This window comes from Kutzneria sp. CA-103260, assembly GCF_018263855.1.
In the GTDB taxonomy this organism is placed as follows: domain Bacteria; phylum Actinomycetota; class Actinomycetes; order Mycobacteriales; family Pseudonocardiaceae; genus Kutzneria.
In genome coordinates this window covers 3481629-3499208 of the sequence record NZ_CP073318.1, presented here as the reverse complement: position 1 = coordinate 3499208, position 17580 = coordinate 3481629, and the positions used below count along the sequence as shown (strand labels likewise).

At 64.8% G+C, this 17580-nt stretch carries 19 protein-coding genes; 11 read left to right on the top strand and 8 right to left on the bottom strand.

All coding sequences use genetic code 11. The annotated features are described in order from the left end of the window. The first annotated feature begins 247 nt into the window (after positions 1–247). The gene (locus JJ691_RS53170) at positions 248–400 is read left to right on the top strand and encodes a nitric oxide synthase oxygenase (protein ID WP_306291384.1); all 153 of its coding nucleotides are present in this window, start codon (positions 248–250) and stop codon (positions 398–400) included. A gap of 217 nt (positions 401–617) precedes the next feature. Here JJ691_RS53170 and JJ691_RS15145 read toward each other — a convergent pair whose 3' ends face one another. Beyond that, entirely contained in the window at positions 618–1688 is a 1071-nt protein-coding gene (locus JJ691_RS15145) for a helix-turn-helix domain-containing protein (protein WP_249227934.1), read from the bottom strand. On the opposite strand from JJ691_RS15145, the gene JJ691_RS15140 reads away from it, so the two are divergent. Continuing rightward, positions 1666–2202 (top strand): carboxypeptidase-like regulatory domain-containing protein, encoded by a 537-nt coding sequence (locus JJ691_RS15140; RefSeq protein WP_211769410.1) that lies wholly within the window; start codon positions 1666–1668, stop codon positions 2200–2202. The two genes, JJ691_RS15145 and JJ691_RS15140, sit on opposite strands and share 23 nt — an antisense overlap. Positions 2203–2223: 21 nt before the next feature. On the opposite strand, the gene JJ691_RS15135 is transcribed toward JJ691_RS15140, so the two are convergent. Together JJ691_RS15135 and JJ691_RS15130 are read right to left on the bottom strand one after the other, a co-directional pair. Next, the gene (locus JJ691_RS15135) at positions 2224–2388 is read right to left on the bottom strand and encodes a hypothetical protein (RefSeq protein ID WP_211769409.1); all 165 of its coding nucleotides are present in this window, start codon (positions 2386–2388) and stop codon (positions 2224–2226) included. 179 nt (positions 2389–2567) lie between these two features. Next, entirely contained in the window at positions 2568–2792 is a 225-nt protein-coding gene (locus JJ691_RS15130) for a hypothetical protein (protein WP_211769408.1), read from the bottom strand. Positions 2793–2890: 98 nt separating this feature from the next. Here JJ691_RS15130 and JJ691_RS15125 point away from each other — a divergent pair, with 98 nt between their 5' ends. Continuing rightward, a complete protein-coding gene (locus JJ691_RS15125; protein WP_211769407.1) occupies positions 2891–3484 on the top strand; it encodes a recombinase family protein in 594 nt (197 codons plus the stop codon). Positions 3485–3738: 254 nt separating this feature from the next. Here the strand turns inward: JJ691_RS15125 and JJ691_RS15120 are convergent, their stop codons facing one another. Genes JJ691_RS15120 through JJ691_RS15100 form a run of 5 tightly spaced genes read right to left on the bottom strand, consistent with a single transcriptional unit; the run spans position 3739 to position 5980 of the window. Further along, positions 3739–4116 carry a hypothetical protein gene (locus JJ691_RS15120; RefSeq protein ID WP_211769406.1) on the bottom strand — a complete coding sequence of 126 codons (378 nt, stop codon included), beginning with the start codon at positions 4114–4116 and terminating at the stop codon, positions 3739–3741. 9 nt (positions 4117–4125) lie between these two features. Further along, entirely contained in the window at positions 4126–4839 is a 714-nt protein-coding gene (locus JJ691_RS15115) for a WXG100 family type VII secretion target (RefSeq protein WP_211769405.1), read from the bottom strand. Then, positions 4836–5183, bottom strand: coding sequence for a type VII secretion target (locus JJ691_RS15110; protein WP_211769404.1), 348 nt, complete (start codon positions 5181–5183; stop codon positions 4836–4838). The genes JJ691_RS15115 and JJ691_RS15110 overlap by 4 nt, the downstream gene beginning before the upstream one ends. A 30-nt stretch (positions 5184–5213) precedes the next feature. Next, positions 5214–5516 (bottom strand): YbaB/EbfC family nucleoid-associated protein, encoded by a 303-nt coding sequence (locus JJ691_RS15105; RefSeq protein WP_211769403.1) that lies wholly within the window; start codon positions 5514–5516, stop codon positions 5214–5216. Further along, positions 5513–5980: a YbaB/EbfC family nucleoid-associated protein gene (locus tag JJ691_RS15100; RefSeq protein ID WP_211769402.1), complete on the bottom strand. Its 468-nt coding sequence runs from the start codon at positions 5978–5980 to the stop codon at positions 5513–5515. The genes JJ691_RS15105 and JJ691_RS15100 overlap by 4 nt, the downstream gene beginning before the upstream one ends. 1230 nt (positions 5981–7210) lie before the next feature. Between JJ691_RS15100 and JJ691_RS15095 the strand changes: the two genes are divergently transcribed. The 8 genes from JJ691_RS15095 to JJ691_RS15060 all read left to right on the top strand — a co-directional run bounded on the left by JJ691_RS15095 (position 7211) and on the right by JJ691_RS15060 (position 17541). Beyond that, positions 7211–8239, top strand: coding sequence for a streptomycin biosynthesis protein (locus tag JJ691_RS15095; RefSeq protein WP_249227933.1), 1029 nt, complete (start codon positions 7211–7213; stop codon positions 8237–8239). A 176-nt stretch (positions 8240–8415) separates the two neighbouring features. Continuing rightward, entirely contained in the window at positions 8416–9462 is a 1047-nt protein-coding gene (locus JJ691_RS15090) for an NAD-dependent epimerase/dehydratase family protein (RefSeq protein WP_211769401.1), read from the top strand. A gap of 155 nt (positions 9463–9617) precedes the next feature. Then, positions 9618–11324 carry a prenyltransferase/squalene oxidase repeat-containing protein gene (locus tag JJ691_RS15085; RefSeq protein WP_211769400.1) on the top strand — a complete coding sequence of 569 codons (1707 nt, stop codon included), beginning with the start codon at positions 9618–9620 and terminating at the stop codon, positions 11322–11324. After that, positions 11285–12733 (top strand): cytochrome P450, encoded by a 1449-nt coding sequence (locus JJ691_RS15080; protein WP_306291371.1) that lies wholly within the window; start codon positions 11285–11287, stop codon positions 12731–12733. The genes JJ691_RS15085 and JJ691_RS15080 overlap by 40 nt, the downstream gene beginning before the upstream one ends. A gap of 60 nt (positions 12734–12793) precedes the next feature. Continuing rightward, on the top strand, positions 12794–13948 hold the full coding sequence (locus tag JJ691_RS15075; RefSeq protein ID WP_249227932.1) for a cytochrome P450: 1155 nt from the start codon (positions 12794–12796) through the stop codon (positions 13946–13948). Positions 13949–13958: 10 nt separating this feature from the next. Further along, entirely contained in the window at positions 13959–15176 is a 1218-nt protein-coding gene (locus tag JJ691_RS15070) for a cytochrome P450 (RefSeq protein ID WP_211769397.1), read from the top strand. Between the two features lie 11 nt (positions 15177–15187). Beyond that, positions 15188–16333 carry a nucleotide disphospho-sugar-binding domain-containing protein gene (locus tag JJ691_RS15065; RefSeq protein ID WP_211769396.1) on the top strand — a complete coding sequence of 382 codons (1146 nt, stop codon included), beginning with the start codon at positions 15188–15190 and terminating at the stop codon, positions 16331–16333. Between the two features lie 23 nt (positions 16334–16356). Next, on the top strand, positions 16357–17541 hold the full coding sequence (locus JJ691_RS15060; RefSeq protein WP_211769395.1) for a cytochrome P450: 1185 nt from the start codon (positions 16357–16359) through the stop codon (positions 17539–17541). The last annotated feature ends 39 nt before the right edge of the window (positions 17542–17580 follow it).

Below are 17580 nucleotides of genomic sequence, written 5' to 3'. Positions count from 1 at the left end.
CCGGAGCGCTGTCGGGCATCGTCGACCTGGCCGCGACCGACGCGACCACCGCCATGCTGGTCAGCGTCGGGCAGTTCCAGCGCGACCTGCAAAATGAGCTGACAACCGGACCGCCTCGCGTTTGGCCCTGCCCTGCTCGGACAGACCGCCTCCATCCGCGTACCTCATCACCCCGGGATAGACTCGATCACGGTCACGATCGTGGAGGTCAGGCCGTGACCAGCATGATCAGCTCTCGCCATTCAAGATCTTTAGCGATCCGCACCGCGGCCGGCGGCTTGGTCCTGCACCCGATTCTCCCGACGCGGTCCAGCCGATCCACCTTACCCACCCCGAACACGCGTGGTGCGCCGACCTGACGCTGCGCTGGTACGCCGTCCCCGCGATCACCAACATGTAAGTGTGGTGGGTCCGAGGGAGCACGGAGGGTGTGATGGGGGACCAGCGACGCGAGGGACAGGAAGACGATGATTTGGCCTGTCCTGGTTGAAAATGCTGTCACCGGCTGTGAGCTGGGATTTTAGGCGGCTGGTTCATAGTCGTTGAGTAGTCCCGCGAGGCGTCTCGTGCGCTTGACCCGGTCCGGCGGGGTAGGCAACGGGATCAGGTTCGGGTCGTCATCGGGTGCTCGTAGTCCAACGCTGTGGCCTTGGTGGCTGCGTCCAGCGTTGTGGTGCTGGGACGTACGCGTCCAGCACGTGGCGGACGTGGCTACGGCCGGTGATGAGCAGCCGGTCGGTGCATTCGCGTCGGAGCGAGCAGATCCAGCGTTCGGCGATCGCGTTCATCCGCGGTGCTTGCGGTGCAGTGAGGACCACGTGGATGCCGATCGAGGTGAACCCCGCGTCGAAGGCTGCGGTGAATTTGGCGTCCCGGTCGCGGATCAGGTGGGTGAACCGGTGTCCGGCGTCTTCAAGATCTGCGGCGAGGTTGCGGGCGAGTTGGGTTGCCCAGGCTCCGGTGGGGTGGTCGGTGAGGCCGAGCAGGTGGACGCGGCGGGTGTGGTGCTCGATGACGAATGCTGCGTAGAGGCGCTTGAGGGTGACGGTGTCGATATGGAGGAAGTCGATCGCGAGAAGACTGTCAGCTTGGGCGCGAAGGAACGTGCGCCAGGTGTCGCCGCGGGTGGAGGGCGGCGGTATTCGGTGGCTGCGCAGGATCCGGCGGATGGTGGAGGCGGCGATGCGGTGCCCGAGCCGTCGCAGCTCGCCTTGGATGCGGACCACGCCCCAGGTTCGGTTCTCCGTTGCCAGGCGGAGGATGAGCGCGACGATCTCGTCGCTGATTGGCGGACGGCCTGGCGGTTTCGGCTGACGCCACTTGCCGGCCGCGAGCCGGCGATGCCATCGCCGCAATGTTGCGGGCGTGACGATGCGGCGGGCCCGCAGGGATTTCGGCAGGAGCCGGGATAGGGCCGCGAGCACCGCGCGGTCGGCCCAGGCCGGTCGTGGGCGAGGGTTGGCGCGGCGGAGCACCGCGACCTCGTGGCGCAGCGCAAGTATCTCCGCGTCCTTGGACGCTGAGCCCCGAGCCAGCAGCGTCAGCCAGGACAACGCCTGGACCAAGATCACGTACAACAGCCGAACAGCCACGGACCACCGATCAACGAACGCGACAAACAGCAGGTCAAGGCTAGCGACCGAGTTCTCGACCAGGACAGGCGACGTGACGTGGTTGTCGGAGAACAAGACCGACTTCGACGTCGCCCCGGGCAAGACCGTCAGTGTGCGGATCACCGCCGACTCCTCGGCGGTGTCGCAACCCGGCACCTACGAGGGTCTGGTGTTCGTCAGCACCGATTCGCCGTACGGCGGCGTCGGTCCGGTCAAGGTGACCATGACCGCCACCCCGCCGGCCGCCTGGGGCAAGATCGCCGGCACCGTCACGAACAGCTCCGGTCAACCCGTCGCCGGCGCCACCGTGGCCGTCTGCACCATGTACGACACCAAGACCGGCGCCTGCGGCCCGACCACCTTCACCCTGAAGACCGACGGCCAAGGCCACTACCAGCTGTGGCTCAACAAGGGCTACAACCCGCTCCAAGTGATCTTCGCCAAGGACGGCTTCACGCCGGTCATGAAGATCGTCAAGGTCCAGAAGGGCGAGACCGTCACCACCGACGTCAAGCTCACCGCCAACAGCGCCTTCAGCACCGCGAAGACGCAGCAGTACCTGAACGACACCATCAAGAGAAGCAAGTAGCAGCCCGGTAGGCCGCCGCCGTCACCGCGAACTCGCGGTGACGGCGGCGGCGTCGGCCATTCCGGCGGCGTTCGGGTGGTACGGGTAGGCGGGTGAGGCAGGGGTCAGGCCTGCGAGCCAGCGGCGGGCCGGGGGTTCGCAGAGGCCGTAGTGGGCGCTGGGGTGACGGATGTCGACGTAGGACACGCCGTGCGGGCCTGGAACTGGTCGACGCCATTGACGGCGTGGCGCTGCTGGCAGGTCGGCCCGACGGGGACGGGCGTGGTGGTGGCGCAGTCGACGAAAGCGCCGCTGAGGGCGATGTCGTTGGCGGCGCGGCCAGCGCTGCGGCCAACAGCGCTGCGGCCCAACGCGTCGCGACCTCCTCAGGCCGGGGTCGGCAGCGGCGTGACGTTGTCGTCGCGGGCGGCGTCGCGGCGGACGGCCAGTCGCAGCAACGGAACCAGCGTCAGCCCGACCACCGCGGCCGCAGTGACTGCGTAGTACGGCGCGAAGATGCTGCCGGTGCCACGAAGATCAGGCAGACGCTCCGCACCGGATTGCCCGATACCAGGAAGCCGGTCAGGATCACCAGGCTTGCCCCGGCGCACGCGCCAATCAGCAGGACCTCACGACCGTATCGGCGCATGAGCCAAAGGGAAGAACGTCTCGCCGGCGTTGCCAGGCGGCGGAGGGCTATCGGCTGCGGATGCTGGTGCTTGAGCATGAGACGTCCGTTGTGGTGCGGCGGGTCTTTGCTGAGTACCTGGACGGTCAGGGAGATCGGGCGATTGCCAACGGGCTGAACAGGGATGGCATTCTCTGTCGCTCGGCGCGGCGGCCGGACCAGAACCGGCATCGGTTGGCGGACGGCTGGCAGGGCAGCACGGTACGGGCGATCCTGGAGAACCCGCGCTACACCGGCTATGCGGTCTTCGGGCGGTGGACGAAGCAAGAGACGTTGCTCGATCCGGACGACGTCGCGGACGGACTTGCACACTATCCACCCGTCTGTCTCTCGCCAGCTGTATGTAGAGACCGCAGTTGTGCCGTCCCAGGTGGGGACGGCACAACAGGTAGTCGTCCCGTCTGCGGGGACGGGAGAGAACCAGGCTCACCTGCGAAAACACACCTGGGACAAGTGGGACGGGTTGTCCGAACTCGACCCGGGCGCGTTCTGGCTGGGTGCAGGCGGCGGAAGTGCCGGCCCAGACGGCCCACCCGAGAGCCCACCATGCGGCTCATGCGGCGAGTCGCCAGGAGTGCCACTGCCGCAGGTCCTGCCTTGGTGTCCCGCGTTTAGTGGCTCCGGGTCAGGCGTGTCATGGAATGTCAGCGGAGTCGCGACATGCCTTTGCGTCGAAAACAGGAGAGCCTGCATTAGTGCAAATGATTTTCGGTGTCCGAGGCTGATCTTGCATGCTTACTACACGGCTCCTGCTCCGTGAAGTCGTATGACTGGCGAGCGCCCGTGAGTACCGGCAGCAGGTGCTGTGCATCTATAACCCAATCGGCATACCGGAGGCTTCAAGTGGTACCGCTGCGACGTGGCTGGCCTTACGCCCGGCGTCGCTGTCGTACCAGCAACAGCACTCCGCCGCAGCCGGTCATCAGCACGCCGCCGATGAACAGCACGCCGGCGAGGCTTCCGTTCAGTCCGAGTGCCGCGCGGCAGTCCGCCTCCCAGGTGTTCACGGCGGCCGCCCGCGTCGAATCCGGGAACGCCTGTTGAGCGTCCAGCACCTCCGGCTGCCAGGCGAAGGCACTGGCCGCTCCCGGCGGCCACGGCCTGCCGCAGTCGACGACCGCGGATCCCTTCGGGGTCTGGACTGTGAGGTGCACCGATGACAGCGCCACTCCGACTCCGGCGGCCAGGGCTATCAGCCCCGCGGCCAACAGGAGGGATGCCAAGATCGCGGTACCTCGCGGCGACACGACCACTCCTCACTTGTTGGGGATAACGTGCCAGTCATTGGCGCTGCCGATGACCGCGCCGGAGTTGCTGTCGCCGATCGGTTCCGGGACCTTGAAGGCGTTCGCGTTCGCGGCGAACGAGATCCCGCTGGAGCGATAGGATGCGATCTGGTTGCCGGCGTCGGCCAGCAACGTGGCCACGTTCTTGACGAAGTCGTCAAGCTTGTCCATTGCCTTCAACAACAGCGCGGGTCCGGTGATCAGATCCACGCCGGGCACGAACAGCGAGGCGCCGAGCACACCCAGGTTGAGCAGGTCACCCGCGCACTGCCCGATCAGCTTGATCGCGCTGGCGTACGTGGACTGCACCACCTGGGCACAGTTCCCGAGCGTGGTGGCGATGTTGGTCATCACCGCCTGGTTGGCGTCCAGGTTGCCGATCACGTTGCCGACATAGGCGTTGAACTGCGTGTAGGCGGGTCCCTGCCAGTAGCTGCCCAGCACGTCCTTCGTAGTCTGGAGGCCCACCTTGGTCTGCGGTATCACCGTGTTCTCGGCCCACCGATGCGCCATCTCGACGACCTTGTCCGCGTCGCCGAACAGACGATCACGAATCAGATCGAGCAGATGCAACGGGTCGGTGTAGAACACGAGCTCGGACGCCATACGGATAATCTGGTCGGCGTCGTTGGGATAGGGTGCAGAAGCCACGGGCACCTTCAAGGTCGGATTGGCGGGATTCACTTGGGCGGCTGGTAGGGCGCGTTCGTGTCCTGCGCGAGCCAGCCGAACTGTTCGTAGTACTTCTCGTCTTGGGCCTCGTAGATCTTCGCCGCGGTGTTCAGCGCCTCACTGATGGCGTTGAAGCCCTCGGCACTGGCCCTGACCTTGTTCCGGACGACCTCCAGCGCCTCGTTGTAATCGCGCACGACACCCGCAGTCTGGCCGAGCAGTCCTAGATCCGCGTCGCCGAGCTGCCAGCCCGGCATCTCTTTGATCACGAGTCCAGCGAACTGGTCGTTCGCGTCCTGAAAGGACTGCTGCGCGTGGCGCAGCGCCTCCGGGACGACCTCATACCCTTCACTCAAGTGTTCTCCCCCTTGTCGCAGGCCCGCTCATCATTCAGCCTCGGGCGCTGGCGCCATTTCCTGGCTCGCAGCGGCGCGCGCGACGGATTCCGCGTGGTGGATCGCGGCCATCACCTGTGCGCCGAGTGATCGCCCCATGGTGGTCGGTAGCGTACGCGGGTCCAGATCCACCGCGATCAGTTCACCGGCACCGGTCACCGTGACAGTGCCGAGGTTGGGCTCGATCTCCACAGTGTACGGACGGTTCATCGCGGTCTGCGCGAGTTCACGGGCCTTGCTGATGTTGGCGTCAATCTCTTCGGCAAGGGCGTAGATCTCGTTGTAGCTAGTCACCAGGCTGCCTGCTCGTCGTCGGACTTCCCGTGCACGAAGTCGATTTCCTCGAAGCTCACCTCTTCGTCCTCGTCGTCCTGGCGAGCGATGGGATGGTGAGAGTGGTCCTCCGGCCCATGGGGCGGCTCGACCGGCTCGACGGCTGGCGGCTCCGTCTTGGATATGCCCAGCGCACTGGCAGCCTCGGTGCGCGCCGCCATCGCAGCACGCACCTTGGCGCCGCGCACCGCCTCGAGGATGGCGGCGTCGAGAGCCGGAGCGTCTGCGGCACGTCGCGGGCGATCGGAGATGGTCAGTCCCAGCAGCACACCGGTGCCGTCCACGGTGGCCTGCGCCTGGCCGTCGCGCGAGATCTCTGTGAGGCGCGCGCCCGCGAGGGCCTGGCCGGCCTCGACCATCCTGCCGCGCCTCTGTGACATGTCGGTGGGCTCGATGCCCAGCGATCTCAGAATGTCCTCAGCCATCACCGCGTCCGTTCTCCGAAGCGGCATGGCCGCAAGTCCGACGACACCCTGTGATAGTAGTGCACACGCACCGTGATGGTGAGCTAAGGGCCACCATCGAGCGCAAGAGGTCCGCTCGCGCCGGGGAACTGGCGCGGACAGGCCTGCGGGCGTCGAGAACTACCGGTTCGGCGAGGTGGGGATCCCGTCGGACGCGCACCGTGACAGCGAAATGGAGGCGAAGTCGCCCTCGCCTCGCTCGTTCTTGCTCTGGCCAGCGTGCAGCATCAGCCATCCGAGCACCTGAACTGTGAGCAAGTACGAGAGACAGAACGCCGGGCAACGGCTGCAGCGTCGAATTCTGGCACGGTACACGTGAAATCGGGCCCTTGCGGCGCAATGCCGATAGTGCTTCCAGGTGAGTTGCCAACGACGGAATGTGGGGTGATGATCGGTCGCTCGGGAATAGCGGTCGGAAGCTACTCCGCCACGCGACGACGAAGCATGGCTGGGACTCATGCAGGCAGCGCCTTGACCGGCGAAAACGCCAGCTCGAACGGCATGCCTGACCACTTAGGTGTGAACCAAGGACGCCATACTGTGCCGACCTGCGGAAATGTAACTTCCGCAGGTCGGCGTGGGTTCGTTCGGAGCCGTCGAGCACAGTTTAGGGCGGTTCGGCGCGCATGGCTGCTCCCTATTTGCTCCCGTGCTGCTCCCTGGCTGCGAACAGCCCACCGATCGTTACAGCGGCTGAGTATGCAGTCAGCGCCACTTGTCTCGGCTGAGTCATCGACGGGATTGTATGCACTTGACCTGTATAGTGTCGCCCGGTCCAGCTTCCAGTAGTGAAGGGCACGCCAGTAACAGGTGCTCGGCGACGTGTGTGACTCTCGTAGTCGACAGTCGAGCCACTTGGCTGGTGCCCAGGTAGACCACTACGCCGCAGGGAGCAGTTCGGTGCTTCTACCACGCCATCTGAGACCTGGCCAGTTGCGGCGGTAGGGCAGGTTCTCCCAACCTGCGGCGGCGACGATGGCGGGAGTAACCAGGGGGCCGGGCAACGGGCCCTCTTGTCTTCGTGGAGATCGGGGTACACGGTGGAATTGGGTTGAACCATGTAGCGGGTGCAGTGACATTGACTGTGCTGACAGAAGCCCTCGCTAGTGGGATGGCTGCAACGTCGCGCAGCTTGTCATGTGTACGGAGAGCGGTGACATTTGCGAGCGTCGATGCAATGGAGTCGAGGCTATGGGAGAGCCGTGCGTGTTCCTGCCCTGTGACAGCGTCGATGCGCCGTCGCCGTGGTGTGAGTACCAATCGGGCAATCATCCCACTGAGATGGTTCCGATCATCATGCTGCGACCGGCCGATTCGCCGAGGACGGCTGGCGAGAACACCGAGCACGTTCGCGCGCTAGCCGAACTGGATGTACCACTTCCGCCGATTTTCGTCCATCGACCCACGATGCGTGTTATCGACGGAATGCATAGGCTCCACGCGGCGGCACTGCGCGCCCGTCATGCTATCGAGGTGTACTTCTTCGACGGCGACGAGGATGACGCCTTCGTACTCGCGGTCGAGGCGAACACGAAGAACGGACTTCCGTTGTCGTTAGTCGACCGCAAAGCCGCCGCTGCTCGGATCATCGCGACCCATCCCCACCATTCGGACAGGTGGATTGCCCTGGTCAGTGGCCTCACTGCGACCACCATCGGCGCGATACGAAAGTGTTCGACCGTCGAGGATTCACAGTCGAACACCAGGGTCGGCCGCGACGGCCGGACTCGTCCATTGGACTCTTCCAACGGGCGCAGACTGGCCGCTGAACTGATGCTGGCGGACCCGCGAAGGTCACTGCGAGACGTCGCGAGGGTGGCTGGTATCGCGCCGTCGACCGCATTCGACGTGCGTAACCGGCTCAATTCCGGCGCCGATCCCGTTCCGGCGAAACGTGTCACTGTGACCACATCGGACCAGTCGGAAGGGCGGTCGCGTTCGCGGCGACGTGGCCGAGCGACGCGGCCGGAATCGGGAGTGGATCCCGTAGCGATCCTGCAGACGCTGAGGAACGATCCGTCGTTGAGATTCAATGAGGCGGGGCGGGTGCTCCTGAGGTGGCTCGACGCGTATACCGTTGGTGGGCACGCGGCAGCTCCACCGATCGATAACATTCCTGCACACTGTATCTGCACAATTACGGCTCTGGCTCGACACAACGCCAGCTTTTGGGCGGCGTTCAGTGAGCGCCTCGATGATCTCGACGAGATTCCCCCGTAGGGGCGAAGGTCTACCAACGGGCACACCCGGTAAGGGTGGAGAGTTCGGTGCGCAATGGAGGTGTTCGGTCGGGCCTGCAATAGTTTGAGTGGTGTCGAACGTGTCGTGCCGACTGTGATAATAGGTCGACCAAGCGTGAAACCTGGTAACAGTTTTGTTAGCCTGAGGGGGAACATTTGGGATTGAATGGCGTTACCGAGTGGGACCTGATCGACAACGCGGAGCAAATTACCGTGATGATCACGGGTGGCTACGGCTTCATTGGTAGACACTTGGCCATGAGTCTGACATTGCGACGATTTCGTGTTGTCGTGGTTGACAAACTTGACGGGATGGGTCGGTCGAACCTGGATATGGTTGAACAGGTCCGGCTTGATATCGCCGATTTCGGTCAGTGTCTGGCCATTATGCGGACGATCAAGCCGCAGATCGTGTTCCACCTGGCGGCCTCGTCGACGATCGACGCTGCTTTCAGTGATCCGCATGGTTCGCTGATGTCGAATGTCTGCGGAACCATGAACATGCTTGAAGCCGCCCGGATAGCGTGCCCCGACCTCATGCGGTTCATACTTTCTTCGACGGACAAGGTCTACGGCGAGCTGATCGGCGAATTTTATACCGAGAGTTCATCGCTCGAAGCACGCGGCGTTTATGACGTTGGCAAGCAGTCGGCGGACACCATGGTCCAATTGTACGGCTACGAGCTAGGGCTTCCAGTGTCCACGCTACGGCTCTGCAATGTCTTCGGTCCAGGCGATCCGAATACAAGTTCGCGGATCGTCCCGCGGTCATTGAGTCGTTTGTTCGACCCGGCTGGCCCATTGCCTCCGGTGATCTATGAGGGTTCAATGGCGCACGGCAGGGACTATGTCTACGTTACAGACGTTGTCCGCGCACTGGTCGCGATAGCCTTCAACCCGCAGGCCCGGGGGCAGGTATTCAACATGGCGCCGGCCGCGTACCGGATGACGCTTGACCTGGTAGAGGAATTGATAGAGCAGTCGCGAAGGGCATGTGAGCCGCATGATAGAGGCCGTGCGGAGGCTATTCGCAGAAATGGCTACGAGGTGCTGGCCTGTGGCAGCTTGGCCCGCGAGCTCGAACGGCAGCGCTGTGACGCGAGTAAACTTCGATCGGTGCTTGGATTTCAGAACATGGTGTCCATGTCGGAAGGCTTGCGGCAAACGATCAGGTCGTTCATGCAGAATTGCGGGATCCGCTAGCAATCCGAGGTGTGTCAAGCGGGAAGTGCCCCTTGGTGTGAGTAATTGGCTGGCAACTAGGTTACCTCTGTCGAGAAGTGAGTCAATTATCGTGGTAGGTCGGCGAGTGGATCTTTTCGAGCAGTAGAAGATTCCTGACAACGGAAGGCGACGGCGTGGGCGTGGAGCAGCTTCAGAAGCGGGCCGGAAAAGCGGCCGAGTGCGCGATCTCGCACCTCTACAACCGCCGGCGGGAGAATGGATCCTGGGTGGACCGGCTCTCGTCCTCCACCATCGCGACTGCCCTCGGTGTGCTGTCGCTGGACAGGGCGGACCCGAGGGCGTACGCCGATCGCATCGCATCAGCCGTGCGTTGGTTGCGAGAGCACCAGCGCGAGGACGGCGGCTGGAGCATGGCCGATGCGGAGGCGCCCAGCAGCCCCGGCATGACTGCCTTCGGAATCGCCGCGCTGTACGAGACAGACCGGGACTCGTCGAGCGACGCCATCGATCGCGCGTGGACGTTCCTCGACGAGAACGACGGCGTCAACGTCATTCCGGGGCTCAGTGGCGACGCACCGACGACATGGCCGGCAGCCCTGCCGACGATCTGGGGGTTGGTCGGGTTACGGGACTTCCATCGGCAACCCGACCAACCTGTCGAGATCATGCTGTTGCCGCGGCGGTTGCGGAACAAGGTGTCGATCGCGCTGCCGGCGATTCTCGGGCTCGGGGTCATGCAGAGTCGGACCATGCGCCGCGGCCTGCTGCGCGGGATCCTCGGCCGGATCGCTGAGCCGCTGGCGTTGAACTGGCTTCGCGAGGTGTCCGGCACCAACGGCGGCATCGAGGAGTGCCCGATGATCGCCGGTTTCGTCTACCTCGGGCTGCGCGAGGCCGGCGTGGGAACCGACCTGCAGCTGACTTCGTTGCGGTACCTCCTGGAGACGCAACGCGAGGACGGCTCCTGGGCCATCGACCGTGACCTGGAGATCTCGGTCACCGCGTACTCAATCATGGCGCTCAGCGAGTTTCAGGACGTGGCAACCGAAGCGCCGACCCAGCCAGCCCGTGAATGGCTGTTGGGTGCCCAGTGGAACAAGCCTTTCAGGCCCCTGGGTCTACCGGCGGGTGGATGGGGCTGGGCGCTGCCATCGGGATGGCCGGAGTCCGAGGACACCGCCGTAGTGCTGAGCGTTCTTGCCGATCTTGGCGTGCCGCGGACACATCCCGCGATTCAGCTCGGGATCCGCTGGCTGGAGAACCAGCAGAACCGGGACGGTTCGTGGTCGGAGTGGGTCCGCGACTCGTCAATCATGAACGACCGGCCGTGCCCCGGTGTCACCGCCCACGTGATCATGGCTCTGCGACGGCTCGGCGAACCTATGTCGCCCCGGTCGCCGATCGGGCGAGGCCTGGCCTTCCTGCGCACGCACCAACAGAGCGACGGGTCCATCGCATCCGTCTGGTTCCGCGACAGCGTCCATGGCACCAGCCGGTTGCTGGAAGCGTTTGTGGACACATGCAACGGCTGCGGGGCGACGGCCACGGCGGCCCGCCGGTGGCTGCTCGAGAACCAAGCGGATGACGGCGGGTGGCCACTGCGTCATAAGCTCCCACCGGAGGGGAGCACGACGGAGGAGACGGCGTGGGCGTTGTTCGCCCTGCTGAAGGGCGGCGAGAGCCCACACAGCCCAGCCGTTGTGCGGGCGGTCGATTGGCTGGTGAATCACCAGGACGATCGGGGAACGTGGTCGCCCAGTGTCGTTGGGCTGTACTTCGATGACCTGTGCTACACCGACGATCTGATCGCCCACACCTTCGCGTTGCGAGCGCTTGGCCGATGGTTGCGGATGACTTCGACCAGTGGAGCGACGCGATGAGTCGGTTGCGGAGTGAGGAGTCCACTGTCGGGTGCCGGCGCCGCTGGTTGTGGCGCTTCCGACCAAGCGTTCCCGATGCAGCCGCGGCGCGGAGCAGCAACTTGCCTCCCGGGCCCCGGCTTCCCGCTGTCATGCAGACGGTCATGTGGGCGCTGGTGCCGGTGTGGTTCGGCGAAGAATGCATGGCGCGCTACGGCCCGCTTTTCACGGCGCGCATATTGGGATTCGGCAACGTCGTGTATGTCTGCACGCCGGATGGCATCCGCCGGATCCTGCGAGATGACGCCGACAAGTTCGACGCCGCCGCCGCCAATAAGTCGATCAAGTTCGTCGTCGGCGAACACTCTCTGCTGATGTCGGACGGTGCTGAGCACACCGAGCGGCGCCGCATCCTCATGCGGCCGCTGCACGGCTGCAACATGACCGACTACGTCGTACTCATGGAGTCGATCATCGACCAGGAGATCCGGCAATGGCGGGTCAACGCGCGGATCAAACTGCTCGATTGTCTCCAGCGCGTCACTCTGGAAGTGATGATGCGAGCGGTGTTCGGGATCACCGACTCCGTTCGGCTGGACCGGCTCCGGGTGCTCGTGCCCCGGCTGCTCGACATCAGCCCAGTGATCATCCTGTTGCCGGCGATGCGGAGGTCCTTCGGTGGCTTCGGGCCATGGGTTCGCTTCCAACGGCTGCTGCACGAGGTGGACGACATCATCTTCGCGGAGATCGCCGAGCGGCGCGTCGACCCGGTGAGCGACGGCACCGACGTGGTGTCGATCCTGCTGGCGAACGAGGAAGCCGCGCTCACCGACCAGGAACTGCGCGACCATATGGTCACCCTGCTCGCGGTCGGGCAGGAGACGACCGCCACCCAGCTGGCCTGGTTCTTCGAGCGGGTGCTACGGACGCCGGACGCCCTGGAGCAGATCGTGACCGCGGTCGCGGAACAGGACTGGAAGCTCATCGACGCGGCCATCCACGAGTCGATCCGGGCCCGTCCGACCACGATGGACGTCGGCAGGGTAGCGCTGAAGCCGTGGCACGCGAACGGATATGACTTCCCTGCCGGCACCATGTTCGCGGTCTCCCTAGGGCTGCTGCATCACTCCCCGCAACTACATGACAAACCCGACGTCTACCTGGTGAGCAGGTTCTCTCCCGAGGAGCCACCGAGTACGCATTTCATGCCGTTCGGTGGTGGAAACCATCGCTGTCTCGGCGCATCCCTCGCGATGATCGAGATGCGCACCGTCATCAGCACGATCATGCGCCACGTCCGCTTGGAACCCGCACGGACCGCGGCAGAACGCGTGGCGTGCAAGGGACCGATGCTCGTGCCGCGGCACGGGACAGCGGTCGTGGTCACGGAAAACCGTCTGATGCGACGCGATCCGTCCGTATCGCGCTAGTCGACGAGAGCGAGAGTCGAGATGCCGCCCCGTCCCTTCCCGTTCCCGCGGGCTTCCCGCTTGGACCTGGAGCCTGAATACCGACTGTTGCAACAGCAAGAACCGGTGTGTCGGGTCGCGTTTCCGTACGGCGAGGAAGCTTGGCTGGTCACCCGGCACGGTGATGTGCGGACGGTGCTCTCGGATGCGCGGTTCTCCCGCGCGATCTCACTTCGACGGGACGTCCCCCGTGTCACCGAAGAGAACTTCAGCGGCGGCATCGTCGCGATGGACCCGCCTGAGCACACGCGGGTCCGGTCAGTGTGCCAGCGTGCGTTCACACCCAGGACTGTTGCAAGACTGCGTGAGCGCGCCGCCGCAATCGCCACCGAACTTGTCAAGGACGCGCTGACAGCCAAGTATTTCGACGGCGTCGAGGACTTCGCGGTCCAGTACACCTTGAAGATGATCTGTGAGCTGCTCGGCGTGTCGTACGACGACAGAGACAGGTTCAGGTATTGGGCGGAGGCCGGCCTCGCGACGACCGCGATCTCGGATGACGAGCGGGTGCGGGCGACCGGGCACATGTGGGAGTTCGTTTCGGAGCTCGTGGCTCAGCGGCGGCGTTCGCCGAGAGATGACCTGATCTCGTCGATGGCGATGACCCAGGCGGAGACCAGGACTGTGTCGAACGATGAATTGGTGATCGTCGTCATGACGATCCTGGTCGCCGGCTTCGAGACGACCGCCACCCAGCTGCCCAACTTCATGTACGTGCTGTTGGAGGTGCCGGCGCGCTTCCAGTCCCTGGTCGCCGATCCGGCGGTCATCCCGTCGGCCGTTGAGGAGCTGATGCGATACGTGCCGCTCGAAGCGAACGGCGCATCGCCACGGTACGCGACCGAGGACGTCGTCCTGAGTGGAACCGTTGTCGCGGCAGGTTCTCCTGTCGTCGCCGCGACAGTGGTCGCGAACCGGGATCCGGATGTCTTCGCGGATCCCGACCGCCTGGATTTCGCCCGCGATCCCAATCCCCACCTCGGGTTCGGCATCGGCCCGCACTTCTGCCTCGGCGCGCCGCTCGCCCGGCTTGAGCTGCAGGTGGCACTGGAGGTGCTGGTGGCGGCCGTGCCCGGGTTACGGCTCACGCCGGAGGAGTCAGGCATCGAGTGGAAGGCCGGGATGGTGGTACGCGGTCCGTCGAAGCTCTTGCTGAAAGCAGCGGGATCAACCTGAGAGGAGCGCCATGACATCGCGTGAGCCACCGCCGATGGAGCGGTTCCGGCCGGCTGATCTCGAGCGGGACTGGCGCACCCTGCGCGCCACATGCCCGGTCTCACGGACCACGACACCTCAGGACACCGATGTCTGGCTCGTGACCAAGTACCACGACATCAGGTCAGTGCTGGCTGGCCAAGAGTTCAGTGTGTCGCCGATCGACCTCGGGCGGGGCAGCGGCACCGCCGAGGCGAACGAGTCGATTTTCCAGGACCCGCCTGAGCACACACGGCTTCGTGGGCTGGTGGCGGGGCCGTTCGCGGTCGGGCATGTCGGGCGGTACCGGCAGGCGATCCGTGCGACGGCGGACGAACTGATCGCGTCGATGGCGTCGGCGGACGAGCCGATCGACATCATGGAGCAGTTCGCCAAACCCTTGACGATGAACGTGATCTCCGAGGTGGTCGGCGTACCCGTCCAGGACCGGACGTTGTTCCAGCGACTGTCCGACCAACTGCTCGTTCCGTTGTCCGAGGCACAGGGCGTGGTCGCCCTGCAAGGATGGCGGCAGCTGAACGACTACGTGCTGTCCTTGATCGCGGACCGGCGACGTGAGTCGCCAGAGGAAGGCACGGACCTGCTCGCGCACATGATCCGTGCGCAGCGTGACGACGCCAGTCTGACCGACGTAGAGCTGACCACCATGGTGCTCGGGCTGCCGGTCGCGGGTTATGTCAGTACGGCCAATGCGATCGCGGTCGCCGTGCGGCACCTGGTGGAGGACAGGTGGCTTGAAAAGCTCAGGACATCTCCGGATTCCGCCGAGCTGGCGAAGCTGTTCGTCGAGGAGGTACTCCGGATCCAGTCTGGTGACAACGGCGAATCGATGCCGCGGTTCGCGTCGGAGGACGTACGGCTGGGCGATGCCGTGATTCTCAAGGGTGACATGGTGGTGGCGCCGCTGATCGCTGCCAACCGCGATGACGAGCTCTTCGAAAATCCTGACGCGTTCGATCCGCGGCGGCCGGGGCTTGCCCGGCACATAGCGTTCGGGTTCGGTATCCACCGTTGCCTTGGCGCCAACCTCGCTCGCCTCGAACTACAGTGCGCCGTCGCGGCGCTGGTGGACTCCTGGACCAGCTTCGAGATGCTGGAGAGCTGGGAGTCGGTGCCGTGGAAGGTCAACATGCTCGGCGACCGCTTCCCGGAGCGGCTGCTGGTGAGCGCGACGGCCGGCGGGGCATGATGGGCCGGCATGTGCTGTTCGCCTCGATCCCCGCTTGGGGCCATGTCTATCCCGTGCTCGCCGGCTTGGCCGAACTGGTTCGCCGAGGCCATCGCGTGAGCTGCCTGGCGTCGACGAGTTTCACTCGCGAAGTCGGCGCGATCGCGGGGGTTGTGCCGTACGACTCACCAATGGACGGCCAGGCGGAGTTGTCGGACTTGGCCGCCGTTCTGCCGCTCATGCTGAGGGAGGTCCGGGCGTCGTACGCAGTTCTCGAACGTATCGGGCGCGCGGATCGGCCCGACGTGATCGTGTCTGACGTGCTGGCGATGTCCGGCTGGGTGCTCGGCCAGGTCTTCGGGATCCCGGTGATCCGGACATGGCCCGTGTTCGCGTCCAACGCGGAGTTCTCGCTACACCGGAACTACGGGTCGCGCCCGGACAGCCCCGAGGCGATGGCCGAGTTCCTCGCTGGTGTTTCGGCGTTTCTCGCGGACATCGGACTGGATTCGATGTCGCCGCGACAGTTCTTCGAGAGCGAAGCGGAGCGGAACATCGCCTTGTTCCCTCGAGAGATCCAGCCGTGCGGCGAGACGTTCGATACACGATTCACGTTCATCAGGCCCTGTATCCGGCCAGCAGAACAGTCACCAGAGCTGGACTGGCTTCGCAACGCCAAGCCGCTAGCCGCGATCTCTCTGGGCACGGTGTTCAACGAGAAGATCGATTTCTTTCGAACCTGCATCGACAGTGTCGAGCGGCTCGGTTGGCACGCCGCGGCCGCAATAGGCGGCAAAATCCGGCCACCGGAGGTGGGCCCGGTCAGCGACCGGGTGCTGCTCCGTACGAAGCTGCCGATGATCGACACGCTGCGGCACGCATCGGTCTTGGTCTCCCATGGCGGCTTGACCAGCACGATCGAGGCACTCGCGAACGGCGTGCCCGTGCTGATAGCGCCGCAGATCGGTGAGCAGCGCGCCGTCGCTGACAGCGTCGAGACGCTCGGGCTGGGGGTCCGTCTGCCAGAGTCGTTCACCGCCGCGGAGCTCGCGGATCTGATCAAGACAGTGGTGGACGACGCGGATGTGGCCCACCGAGTGGCCGAGTTTCAGGCGAAACTGCGCAGCGAACGAAGTGGAGACGAGTTCGCCGACGCGGTCGAACTCGCGTTTCCATAGTGATGGCAAGGGGATGATGAGTTGTGGAAGACCGCGCGAAGCCGAACTCAAGGTACCCTCTGGTACGCGACTCCATAATCGACCCCCCGCAGGCCTTGGCGGAGTTGCGTGCGTCCGCACCCATCCACAAGGTTCAGCTCGCCGGCGGCGGCGAGGCCTGGCTGGTCACCCGCCACGCGGATGTACGCGCGCTGCTGGGAAATCCTGCCTTCGGCACGCAGTATCCCGGTTCGATGCCGGCCACCGACGACAGCAACCTCGCGGCCGGCTTCATGTTCCTGAAGGATCCGCCGGAACACACCAGGCTGCGCAAGAGTGTCAGCCGGGCGTTCACCACACGTCGCATCGCCGAGCTACGAGAACACGCCGAGGCGGTCGCCTCCGACCTTGTCACGACGATGCTGGCGGACGGGCCGGAAGTCGACTTGCAGGAGAGCTACGCGTACCCGTTGCCGATCGCCGTCATCTCCGAGCTGCTGGGAATTCCGGCGGCTGATCGCGTGCGCTTCCGCGGATGGGCCGACGTCGTACTCCGCTCGGTGGCCACCGCACCAGAGGAGTACGGCGAGGCGTTCACCGACCTGCAGAAGTTCGTCGTCCAGCTGGTGGAGTCGAAGCCGGACGGATCCGACGTGCTCAGCGACCTCGCCCGGCAGGAGGGGGAGACGGGCGGACTGAACCAGTTGGAGATCGCGTCCATGGCGATGGGACTGCTGATGGCCGGGTACGTGACGACCACTTCCGCCATCTCGCACGGGTTGTTGAGGTTGTTCGCGACCCAGGTGGTGCTCGACCGGATCCTCGCCGGTGAGTTGGAGATGTCAGCTGTGGTGGAGGAGTTGCTCCGGCTGCAGGACGAGGAGGTTGGGATCAACCGGATCGCGCAGTGCGATGTGGACATCTGTGGCGTTCGGATCAGCCGTGGTGAGACGGTGATCGCATCACGCTCTGGGGCCAACCGCGACCCTCGGGAGTTTGAGGACCCGGAGTCGCTGCGGGCGGATGTCGTGCGCAGCCCGCATCTGGCGTTCGGGCACGGCATCCACCACTGCCTCGGAGCCGCGCTCGCGCGGATGGAGTTGGAGGTCGCGTTCAGCACGCTGCTGACCAGGATCCCGGGCATTCGGTTGGCCGTGCCTGTCACCGAAGTGGCATGGAGTGCCGAGGGGATGGACGTCAGCATCGACCAACTGCCCGTCACCTGGTAGGGCACGAGAATGTCACGACAGAGCTGGAAGGTCTCTGAC

Coding starts and splice junctions, on each gene's coding strand:
- JJ691_RS15125 (WP_211769407.1), top strand. CDS start 2,891: ATGCTGGTGCTTGAGCATGAGACGTCCGTTGTGGTGCGGCGGGTCTTT.
- JJ691_RS15100 (WP_211769402.1), bottom strand. CDS start 5,980: ATGGCTGAGGACATTCTGAGATCGCTGGGCATCGAGCCCACCGACATG.
- JJ691_RS15095 (WP_249227933.1), top strand. CDS start 7,211: ATGGGAGAGCCGTGCGTGTTCCTGCCCTGTGACAGCGTCGATGCGCCG.
- JJ691_RS15080 (WP_306291371.1), top strand. CDS start 11,285: ATGGTTGCGGATGACTTCGACCAGTGGAGCGACGCGATGAGTCGGTTG.
- JJ691_RS15070 (WP_211769397.1), top strand. CDS start 13,959: ATGACATCGCGTGAGCCACCGCCGATGGAGCGGTTCCGGCCGGCTGAT.